Source organism: Janthinobacterium sp. SUN137 (genome assembly GCF_030587265.1).
Lineage (GTDB): Bacteria > Pseudomonadota > Gammaproteobacteria > Burkholderiales > Burkholderiaceae_D > Janthinobacterium > Janthinobacterium kumbetense.
In genome coordinates this window covers 45,614-55,699 of sequence record NZ_JAPWHZ010000006.1, presented here as the reverse complement: position 1 = coordinate 55,699, position 10,086 = coordinate 45,614, and the positions used below count along the sequence as shown (strand labels likewise).

8 protein-coding genes and 1 other RNA gene are annotated in these 10,086 nt (G+C 61.1%); 8 read left to right on the top strand and 1 reads right to left on the bottom strand.

What is annotated here, in order from left to right:
* Positions 1 to 302: 302 nt before the first annotated feature.
* Positions 303 to 1,400: a porin gene (locus O3298_RS26830; protein ID WP_289913654.1), complete on the top strand. Its 1,098-nt coding sequence runs from the start codon at positions 303 to 305 to the stop codon at positions 1,398 to 1,400.
* A gap of 151 nt (positions 1,401 to 1,551) precedes the next feature.
* On the top strand, positions 1,552 to 2,094 hold the full coding sequence (locus tag O3298_RS26825; protein ID WP_305060986.1) for a hypothetical protein: 543 nt from the start codon (positions 1,552 to 1,554) through the stop codon (positions 2,092 to 2,094).
* Positions 2,095 to 2,167: 73 nt separating this feature from the next.
* Here the strand turns inward: O3298_RS26825 and O3298_RS26820 are convergent, their stop codons facing one another.
* A complete protein-coding gene (locus O3298_RS26820; RefSeq protein ID WP_305057741.1) occupies positions 2,168 to 3,871 on the bottom strand; it encodes a thiamine pyrophosphate-binding protein in 1,704 nt (567 codons plus the stop codon).
* 232 nt (positions 3,872 to 4,103) lie between these two features.
* On the opposite strand from O3298_RS26820, the gene rnpB reads away from it, so the two are divergent.
* The 6 genes from rnpB (at position 4,104) to O3298_RS26790 (ending at position 10,082) form a co-directional block, all read left to right on the top strand.
* Positions 4,104 to 4,443, top strand: an RNA gene (gene rnpB / locus O3298_RS26815) — RNase P RNA component class A.
* 662 nt (positions 4,444 to 5,105) lie between these two features.
* The gene (gene mraZ / locus O3298_RS26810) at positions 5,106 to 5,534 is read left to right on the top strand and encodes a division/cell wall cluster transcriptional repressor MraZ (protein ID WP_034748899.1); all 429 of its coding nucleotides are present in this window, start codon (positions 5,106 to 5,108) and stop codon (positions 5,532 to 5,534) included.
* A gap of 9 nt (positions 5,535 to 5,543) precedes the next feature.
* Complete coding sequence (gene rsmH, locus O3298_RS26805) at positions 5,544 to 6,521, top strand: 16S rRNA (cytosine(1402)-N(4))-methyltransferase RsmH (RefSeq protein WP_305057740.1); 978 nt, start codon at positions 5,544 to 5,546, stop codon at positions 6,519 to 6,521.
* Positions 6,518 to 6,787, top strand: a complete 270-nt coding sequence (gene ftsL, locus O3298_RS26800) for a cell division protein FtsL (protein WP_010394930.1) — start codon at positions 6,518 to 6,520, stop codon at positions 6,785 to 6,787. The genes rsmH and ftsL overlap by 4 nt, the downstream gene beginning before the upstream one ends.
* A complete protein-coding gene (locus tag O3298_RS26795) occupies positions 6,787 to 8,565 on the top strand; it encodes a penicillin-binding protein 2 (RefSeq protein ID WP_034748891.1) in 1,779 nt (592 codons plus the stop codon). The genes ftsL and O3298_RS26795 overlap by 1 nt, the downstream gene beginning before the upstream one ends.
* Positions 8,566 to 8,573: 8 nt before the next feature.
* A complete protein-coding gene (locus tag O3298_RS26790; RefSeq protein WP_305060985.1) occupies positions 8,574 to 10,082 on the top strand; it encodes a UDP-N-acetylmuramoyl-L-alanyl-D-glutamate--2,6-diaminopimelate ligase in 1,509 nt (502 codons plus the stop codon).
* Positions 10,083 to 10,086: the final 4 nt, after the last annotated feature.

The window sequence follows — 10,086 nt, the reverse complement described above, 5'->3', positions numbered from 1 at the left end:
AAGCCCTCGGCCTGGTACCGGAAGTAACATGTTGGAACTTGATGGAATGTGAAACGGTCGTTATAGTGCCGCTTCCGGTGCCCTTTGAGCACCGAACCGGCGCATGAAAATACGGTCGCTCTGCAGCCTTCAAGCTTATCGGTGCAATAGCGTGCCGATACCGATGTGAATTGTTCCCCTGACCGGAACAGCAATGTGGCAGGTGGAGACCTTGCCCTCACTCATAAAAAGCGCTCTGTTAGAGCGCAGCTCGAGATGCATAGGCTGTATTACTTTTTGCTTCAAAATTAAAGGAAATCGCAATGAAAAAAACTCTGATCACCCTGGCAGTTCTGGCAGCAGCCACTGGCGTAGCCCAAGCTCAATCGAGCGTTGTTATCTACGGTACCGTTGACGCTGGTTTCGTCAGCGAGCGCGGCGGTGTTAACGGCAACGTTAACAAACTGGACAGCGGCGTTGCTTCGGCTTCCCGTCTGGGCTTCAAAGGCACCGAAGATCTGGGCAGCGGCCTGTCGGCTCTGTTCGTTCTGGAAGCTGGTTTCGGCGTTGACACCGGCGCGCAAGGTAAAAACGAAGCCCTGTTCGGCCGTCAATCGTACGTTGGTCTGAGCAGCAAAACGACCGGTACCCTGACCCTGGGTCGTCAATACACCCCTTGGTACAACACCCTGTCGAAAGTTGCTGATCCATTCGCAGTGGGCTACGCTGGTTCCGCCAAGAACCTGTTCCCATCGAAAGCACTGACCCGTACCAGCAACACCGTGCTGTACACCTCGCCAAACTTCAACGGCTTTGACGCTGACGTGGCTTACACCTTCGGCGAAAAAGCTGAGTCGAACAAATACGGCCGTCAAATCGGTGCGTCGGCTGGCTACTCGAACGGTCCTCTGAACGCGCGTCTGGCCTACAACACCACCAGCAACGAATCCGCTACCAGCAACAAAGGTAGCGCACGTAACTGGTTGGCTGCAGCTAACTACGATTTCGCAGTTGCTAAAGCTTACGTCGCATATGGCGTGAACAAAGGCGACAACAGCGCTGTAGCGAACAACGCCAAGGAAAACGCAGACGGCACGTTCTCGACCGCCAACTCGTTCAACTACAACACCGCTGCTTACAGCAACGACAGCAACAACATCCTGGTTGGCGCAACCGTACCTGTTGGCCCAGCTGGCACCGTAATGGCTTCGTTCATCCGCACGAACGACAAAGCTGCTACGAACGCTGATGCTGATCAATGGGCAGTGGGTTACTCCTACGCTCTGTCGAAGCGCACGAGCACCTACGCTTCGTACGCCAAGATCAAGAACAAAAACGGCGCAGGCTACACCGTTGGTAACAACAGCAATGTTGGTACGGGCGACAAAGCCTTCAACGTTGGTGTTCGTCACTCGTTCTAATATTCGCGCAAGCGAAGCTTAGTACCGCTGCCAGCATTCCTTCGGGGATGCTGATAAGCAAGGAAACGCGTCTCCAGGCTAGTCCTGGCGGCGCGTTTTTACATGTGCGGCGCCAGTTATAATGGCGCCGTTACTCAAGTAAAGGAATGCCATGTATCCACACACATCGCCGCGCCTGGCCGCCTTGCTGGCCGCGCTGCTGTTCGCTGGCGCCACAGGCGCCGCTGTCGCTGCCGTCAAGGGCAAGAAGCCGGCCGGACTGGAGCGCTATGGCGTGGCCGTCTATTCCGACCTGTGCCTGCAAAAGGATAGCGGCGAAATCGGCGGCCAGCGCGTGACCCTGCACCGCTTCGCCGAGGCCGATTCCGTCATCTATGAATTCACGGCAGGCGCCCTGAGCTGGCCCATCGTCGCCAACGACGTCAACCTGGACGCCGCCACGGGCGCCTTCGACTTCACCATCGCCGGCGCCGACAGCGAAGAGCGCACCATCGTCGGCAAGTTTTCCAAGGACGGGCAGACCCTGACCCTGGAAGGCGATTATTGCGGCGGCAACGTGCGCATGCCCATGAAACTGAACCGCGTGCGCGATTTCGGCCGTCCCCTGAAGCATTGCACGCCATGTCCGCCGATGCCGCAGGCGCCCGCCGAGGCAGTGCCTGCCGAGGAAAGCGCGCCAGCGTCCGCAGCCTGAGCGATTGCCGCTGTCAAAAAGAAAAAGGCCCGGTATCGACCGGGCCTTTGTTATTTTCAGCGCTGCAAGGGGCTTATTTGGCCGCTTGCGCCTTTTCCGCCGTGGCGCGGATGGTGGCGAGCGTCGCATTTGGCGTGATCAGGTTGCCGTCGTAGCGCAGCTCGATCAAGGCCGGCAAGTTGTTGGCCTTGGCGTGTGCCAGCGCCCGCTGCAGGGCAGGGGCGAACTCTTCTGTCGTAGCCACCACTTCGCCATGCGCGCCATACGCTTGCGCCAGCGCCGCAAAATCCGGGTTGTGCAGGGTCGTGCCCGACACCCGGCCCGGGTAATCGCGTTCCTGGTGCATGCGGATGGTGCCGAACATCTGGTTATTGAAGACGATGATGACCACGCCCGCCTGGTATTGCACGGCGGTGGCCAATTCTTGGCCATTCATCATGTATTCGCCGTCGCCGGCGAAGGTGATCACGGTGCGTTCGGGGTGCACGATCTTCGCCGCCACGCCCGACGGCACGCCGTAGCCCATGGCGCCGTTGGTCGGCGCCAGCTGCGTGCGCATGCCGCCGTAGCGGTAAAAACGGTGCGCCCACGAGGCGTAATTGCCGGCGCCGTTCGTCAGGATGGTATCGAGAGGCGCCTGCGCCATGATCTCTTGTGTCACTTGCCACAGGTCCAGCGGCGCCTGGCCATCCTGGAAGATGGGCGGGCGCTCTTGGTAGGCGGCCAGCTCGGCTTTCGCTTCGGCCGGCGTATGTTTCCATGCGGCAGCATCGACGGGCGCCATGGCGGCCAGCATGGCGCACACTTGCGGCATGCCGCTGTTGATCATCAGTTCGGCCTGGTAAACGCTGCCCAGTTCCTCGGCATCCGTATGGATGTGCACTAGGCGCTGGCGCGGCACGGGCGAGTCGAACAGGGTGTAGCCGCCCGTCGTCATTTCGCCCAGGCGGGGGCCGATGGCGATGACCAGGTCGGCATTTTTCACGCGCGCGGCCAGTTTCGGGTTGATGCCGATGCCGACGTCGCCGATGTAGTTCGGGTGGGCATTGTCGAGCAAGTCCTGGAAGCGGAAGGCGCAGGCGACGGGCAGGTGATTGCTTTCCGCGAACTGTTGCAGGTCGGCGCACGCTTGCGGCGTCCAGGTGGTGCCGCCCAGCAAGACCAGCGGCTGTTTCGCGGTGGCCAGCATGCTGCGCAGCTGCTGCAGCTGGGCGTCCGATGGCGCCGCCTGCACCGGCTGGTAGGCGCGCGTGTCGGCCACCGTGGCCAGCGAAATGAGCATGTCTTCCGGCAAGGCCAGCACGACGGGGCCGGGACGCCCGCTGGTGGCCACCTGGAAGGCGCGCGCCAGGTATTCGGGGATGCGCTCGGCGCGGTCGATCTGCGCCACCCACTTGGCCATCTGGCCGTACATGCGGCGGTAGTCGATTTCCTGGAACGCTTCGCGGTCGACGAAATCGTTGCCCACCTGGCCGATGAACAGGATCATCGGGGTGGAATCCTGGTAGGCCGTGTGCACGCCGATCGAGGCGTTGGTGGCGCCCGGTCCCCGCGTGACGAAACAGATGCCCGGCTTGCCCGTCAGCTTGCCGTAGGCTTCGGCCATGAAGGCGGCGCCGCCTTCCTGGCGGTTGATGATGAAGCGGATGCCCGAATCGTGCAGGGCGTCGAGCACGTCGAGGTAGCTTTCGCCAGGCACGCCAAAGGCGGTGTCGACACCGTGGATCTGCAGGGCATCGACCAGGATCTGGCCGCCGGTACGGGATTGTTGCGTCATGTTCGGCTCTTTATATTCTAGTGGGTGGCAAAGAAGTGGGGCAAGCGGTGCGCATGCGCTTGCATGCAAGCAGCTTGCCTCATTCTATGTGAGCCGATTTGGCCCGGCTTTTGAAATGGCGACACCGAATTACACAATCCCCCGGGGCGACGACGAGGGCGCCCGGCGGGCCGCGCCGCGCCTGTATCTGCCTTTTTGCAGAAACATGCTGCGGCGCGGTACAATGGCGGGTGAAGCAGGCCAGACAGTCGCTGGCCGGCGCAGCAATGCGCTGGCGGGAGGAAGGTCCGGACTCCATAGAGCGGGGTGACGGTTAACGGCCGTCCGTCGAAAGCCGCAAGGTATAAGGCGAGGAATAGGGCCACAGAGACGAGCGTATTAAGTTACGGTGAAACGCGGTAACCTCCACCTGGTGCAATTTCAAATAGGCACGCGATGATGCTGCTCGCGGAGCGTGCGGGTAGAAAGCTTGAGCGCCCGAGTAATCTGGCGCCTAGAGGAATGACTGTCATAGCGTCGACCTGCAAGGGAAGGCGCCGTAACAAAATCCGGCCTACCGGCCTGCTTCACTTGAATTCCTGCTCCCTGGCCTGCCAGGGAGCACCTCGGCAGCGGCGGCTTTTCCTGCTGCGCGCCACGCAAAAGCCCCCGCAACGGGGCTTTTTTTGTTTCTAAAAGTATAGCACTTAAGATAAAGTTGTATATACAACTAAAAGTGAATAATTGGTTAAAGTTTCTTATCTACAATTAATTGCTGCATTGCAAAAATAGTTTTCCTGCGTCAGGCCAACCCCTGAAAACAGGGCCGATACGCGCCATGGACGATTATTTTTTGCTTTAAACCAAGTCTTACGTTGCGGCTGATTGCTGTTGTGTCTGGATGACGAAATTATTGTCATGTGTCAACTAACTGTAAAAAATTCAATTTTCCGATTTCGTTTTTTTCGATGTTTACGGTAGGAAAACACATGTGTGCAGATGAGGTAGCACATTCACTATCTTTCATAAGTATCTAATTTATCGATATATTTTTATTTGAGACTCCTTCAACGATATGCGCTAAGTCCTTAATTTCATTAATAAAATTCCTGTTTTGCCAATCGGAAACCGCTTGACCACTATCTTTGCTTCCTCTAAAGTGGGCAACTGTGTGAAAAAGTGTGTTTTTGTGGGAAATTTTCCCTTTTCATCATGATGCGCAAGCGTCGCAACCCAAGCTCAAAAAAGGTCTTCCGTGTTTCAAGGCGCGTCCGCAATCAATCTCGATGCCAAAGGCAGGATGTCTATCCCTGCCAAGCACCGTGACGCGCTGGCGATTCAATGCGAAGGCCGCTTGACCCTGACCAAACACCCCGATGGCTGCCTGCTGTTTTTCCCCCGTCCCGTGTGGGAAAGCCACCGCCAGCAAATCGCCGCCTGGCCCATGTCGGCGCGCGCCTGGCAGCGCATCTTCCTCGGCAACGCCGTCGACGTCGAGCTGGACTCGGCCGGCCGCGTGCTGATCTCTCCTGAATTGCGCAACGCCGTCGGGCTGGCGCGCGAAGTCATGATGATCGGCATGGGCAGCCACTTTGAAATATGGGATGCCGCCAAGTTGGCCGACAAAGAACAGCAGGCGATCGATGCCGGCACCCCCGATGTACTTTCCAATTTTTCTTTCTAAGGCTCCGTAATGACACAACTCACGGTGCCGGAATTTCAGCATCGCACGGTGCTGCTCGATGAAGCGGTCGATGCGCTCGACCTGTCGGGCGACCGCGCGCACGGCATTTACGTCGACGGCACGTTTGGCCGCGGCGGCCATAGCCGCCTGATTTTGTCGCGCCTGGCCTCCGACGCGCGCCTGATCGGCTTCGACAAGGACTTGCAGGCGATCGCCACGGCCGAACAGATCGGCGACCCCCGCTTTGAAATCGTCCACGACAGCTTTGCCACCATGACGGCCAGCCTGGCCGAACGCGGCGTGCAGCAGGTGGACGGCATCCTGCTCGACCTGGGCATCTCGTCGCCGCAGGTCGACGACGCGGCGCGCGGTTTCAGCTTCCGCAACGACGGACCGCTGGACATGCGCATGGATACTACGCGCGGCATCTCCGCGGCCGAATGGCTGGCGGTGGAAACCGAGCAGAATTTAGAGAAAGTGATACGCGATTATGGGGAAGAACGGTTTGCTTTTCAGATTGCAAAGGCGATTGTTGCTGGCCGGGCAGTCCAGCCAATTTCAAGCACACGACAGCTTGCCGGCATCGTGGCAGGCGCCGTCAAGACCCGCGAGAAGGGTAAGGACCCCGCTACCCGCACCTTTCAGGCCATACGCATTTTCATTAACAAAGAGCTCGAGGATCTCGAGATCGGTCTGAACCAGGCGTACGCCTGCCTGGCGCCCGGCGCGCGCATGGCCGTGATCAGTTTCCATTCGCTGGAAGACCGCATGGTCAAGCGCTTCTTCGCCTCGAAGGCGAACGTGGAGCAGCCTGACCGCCGCCTGCCGATCCGCGCGGTGGACTTGCCGCAGCCGGAAATGAAGCTGATTGCGAAGATGAAGCCATCCGACGCGGAGATCGAGGGCAACCCCCGTTCGCGTTCGGCCGTGATGCGCGTGGCGCAGCGCCTGCCGCTGGCCGCCCCTGCAAACGGCGGCACCCGATGACTGGCAAGCTGTGTGTCGTGCTGTCGGCCCTGCTGGTGTGCTGCGGCCTGTCGCTGGTGAACGCGCAATACCAGTCGCGCCACCTGTTGATCGACCTGGAGCGCGCGCAAGCGCTGTCGCGCCAGCTCGACATCGACTGGGCGCAGCTGCAGCTGGACCAGTCGACCTTGGGCAAGCATGAACGCATCGAGGCGATTGCACGGCGCGACCTGAGCATGACGCCGCTGACGGCGGCGCGTACGCAATACCTGACGGAGGGCGAATAATGAAGTTGGGCGGTAACAGCAACGGCCGGGTGGCAGCATCGAAAGGCGTGCCATTCTCGAAGAACCCCGTACTGGCGGTGCGCCTGCCCGTCTGGCGTTCGCGCGTCGTGCTGTTCCTGCTGTTCTTCGCTTTCGCCGGCCTGGGCGCACGCGCGCTGTGGCTGCAGGGCGTCTCGACCCAGTTCCTGCAAAAGCAGGGCAAGGCGCGTTATGAGCGCACCCTGGAGTTGCCGGCCACGCGCGGCAAGATCACCGACCGCAATGGCCAGGTGCTCGCTTCATCCGTGCCCGTGAAAGCCATCTGGGCCATTCCCGACGACGTGCTGCAGGCGTCGCCCGAGAAAATCAATGCGCTGGCCGGTCTGCTGGAAATGAACGTCAATGAATTGCGCAAGAAGCTCGACTCGGACCGCAGCTTCGTTTACCTGAAACGCCAGGTCGAGATGGACGTGGCCGACAAGATTTCCAAGCTGGGCATCGACGGCATCGACGAGCGCAAGGAATACAAGCGTTTTTATCCACAGGGCGAAGTGATGACCCACGTGGTGGGCTTTACCAACGTGGAAGACGTGGGCCAGGAAAGCATGGAGCTGGCGCAGCAGAAGACCCTCGTCGGCACCACCGGCAGCCGCCGCGTGATCAAGGACCGCCTGGGCCACATCGTCGAAGACATCGGCTTCATCCACGAACCGCACGACGGCAAGGACCTGACCCTGTCCGTCGACAGCAAGATCCAGTACATCGCCTTTACGCAATTGAAGGAAGCGGTGGAGAAATTCAATGCCAAGGCCGGCGGCGCCGTGGTGCTCGACGTGCACACGGGCGAAGTGCTGGCCCTGGCCAATTACCCCAGCTACGACCCGAACGACCGCCGCAAGCTCACGGGCCAGCAGCTGCGCAACCGCGTCATGACCGATACTTTTGAACCTGGTTCGACCCTGAAACCGATTACGGTCTCGCTGGCGCTCGACACGGGCCGCGTCAAGCCGGGCACCCTGATCGACACGGGCCCGGGCCGCTACACCATTGCCGACCGCACGATCACCGACACCAAGCCGCACGGCGTGATCAATGTCTCCGAAATCATCGAAATGTCGTCGAATATCGGCACCTCGAAGATCGCGCTGGGCATGCCGTCGCAGGAAATGTGGGAAATGTTTACCAAGGTGGGCTTCGGCCAGCAGCCGAAATGGGGCTTCCCCGGCGCCGTGGCCGGCCGCGTGCGCCCCTATAAATCGTGGCGCCCTGTGGAACAGGCGACCATGAGCTACGGTAACGGCATTTCCGTCTCGCTGATCCAGCTGGCGCGCTCGTACATGATGTTCGCGCGCGACGGCGACACGATTCCCCTGTCGTTCCAGAAGGTCAATGAACTGCCCGTGGGCCAGCAAGTGATCAAGCCGAAGACGGCCGCCGAAATGCGCGCCATGCTCGAACTGGTGGTCTCCGGCGCGCACGGCTCGGCCAAGCGCGCCCAGGTTGCCGGCTACCGCGTGGGCGGCAAGACGGGTACCGCCTATAAAGTGGAAAATGGCCGCTATGCGATGCCGCGCAAATATATCGGCTCGTTCGTGGGCATGGTGCCGATGTCGGCGCCGCGCTTCATCATTGCCGTGATGATCGATGAACCGACCGGCCCTGCCCACTATGGTGGCCAGGTTGCCGCTCCCGCTTTCGCGGCGATTGCGACCAACGCGCTGCGCGCGATGAACGTACCGCCCGATTCCTCCGTTACCGAAATCGTGGTCCCGGCCAATGCCGGCCCGGAGGCCATGTGAAGTCACTCATGACCATACAAGACATCAGTTTGTGGATCAAAACGGCTGCCCCGTCCGGGCAGCTGACGTCCGATTCGCGCCGCGTGCAGCGCGGCGACGTGTTCTTCGCCTACGCGGGCGCCACGCATTTCATCGAAGCGGCCATCGAGCAGGGCGCCGCCGCCATCGTGCACGACGCCGTTGAATGGAACGCCGCATGGAGCGTGCCGCACCTGCTGGTCAGCGACCTGAAACGCGTGGCCGGCCCCGTGGCGCATGCTGTTTACGACATGCCCGACAGCGCCATGTTCAGCGCCGGCGTGACGGGCACGAATGGCAAGACCTCGTGCGCGCTGTGGCTGGCGCAAGCCCTGGCGCGCCTGGGCGAAACGTCGTCCGTCATCGGCACCTTGGGCGTAGGCCTGTGCAAGCCGCGCGGCGCCATCGAATTCGACGTGACCGGCTACACCACGCCGGACGCCGTGCTGCTGGCGCGCAAACTCGCCGCCATGCGCGACGCCGGCGCCAAGGCCGTCGCCATCGAAGTGTCGTCGATCGGCCTGGACCAGGAACGCGCGGCCGGCATGCATTTCGATGTCGCCATGTTTACCAATTTGACGCGCGACCACCTCGACTACCATGGCGACATGGCGGCATACGAGGCGGCCAAGGTCAAGCTGTTCGACTGGCCCGGCCTGAAAACGGCCGTCATCAACCTGGACGACCCCATGGGCTTGCGCCTGGTCCGCCATGTGGACGGCAAGCTGGCAGGCGAGTATCCTGTCATCGGCTATACCCTGCAGGATGCGGCCGCCTTGCCCGATTTGCCGGGTGTGCTGATGCTGCGCGCCAGCCAGTTCCGCAGCCGTAATGCCGGCACCGACTTCCATCTGGAATGCGCGCTGGGCGTTGCGCTGATCAAGACGCAGCTGGTGGGCCACTTCAATATCAGCAACGCGCTGGCCGTGCTGGGCGCCTTGCTGGCGCATGGTACCGGCTTGCGCGCCGCCATCGACGGCATCGAATCCCTGCAGCCGGCTCCAGGCCGCATGCAGCAGGTGGGCGGCCAGGAAGCGCCGATGGTCGTCATCGATTACGCGCACACGCCGGACGCGCTGGAAAAAACTCTGTCCGCCTTGCGCCAGGTGGCGCAGGAGCGGGGCGGCCAGCTGTGGTGCGTGTTCGGCTGCGGCGGCGACCGTGATCCGGGCAAGCGTCCGCAGATGGGGGCCATCGCGCAGCTGGCCGATCACGTGCTGGTTACCAGCGACAATCCGCGCAGCGAAGACCCGCACGCCATCATCGCGCAGATCGTCGCTGGCATGCGTGCCGACGGTCCGCAGCCGCAAGCCATCGAAGACCGCGCCGGGGCCATTTTGTCGGCCATTAAGCACGCGGCCAAGCCGGACGTGATCCTGTTGGCGGGCAAGGGCCATGAGCCGTACCAGGAAATCAAGGGCAAGAAACTGCCGTTCTCCGATGCCGACCATGCGCAGCTGGCCCTGTCCGCGCGCCTGACGATGATGAGGACGAACTGATGGA

What these genes read in the sequence shown, in the direction of transcription:
- O3298_RS26830 (WP_289913654.1), top strand. Translation starts at nt 303, where the DNA reads ATGAAAAAAACTCTGATCACCCTGGCAGTTCTGGCAGCAGCCACTGGC.
- O3298_RS26825 (WP_305060986.1), top strand. Translation starts at nt 1,552, where the DNA reads ATGTATCCACACACATCGCCGCGCCTGGCCGCCTTGCTGGCCGCGCTG.
- O3298_RS26820 (WP_305057741.1), bottom strand. Translation starts at nt 3,871, where the DNA reads ATGACGCAACAATCCCGTACCGGCGGCCAGATCCTGGTCGATGCCCTG.
- rsmH (WP_305057740.1), top strand. Translation starts at nt 5,544, where the DNA reads ATGACACAACTCACGGTGCCGGAATTTCAGCATCGCACGGTGCTGCTC.
- ftsL (WP_010394930.1), top strand. Translation starts at nt 6,518, where the DNA reads ATGACTGGCAAGCTGTGTGTCGTGCTGTCGGCCCTGCTGGTGTGCTGC.
- O3298_RS26795 (WP_034748891.1), top strand. Translation starts at nt 6,787, where the DNA reads ATGAAGTTGGGCGGTAACAGCAACGGCCGGGTGGCAGCATCGAAAGGC.
- O3298_RS26790 (WP_305060985.1), top strand. Translation starts at nt 8,574, where the DNA reads ATGACCATACAAGACATCAGTTTGTGGATCAAAACGGCTGCCCCGTCC.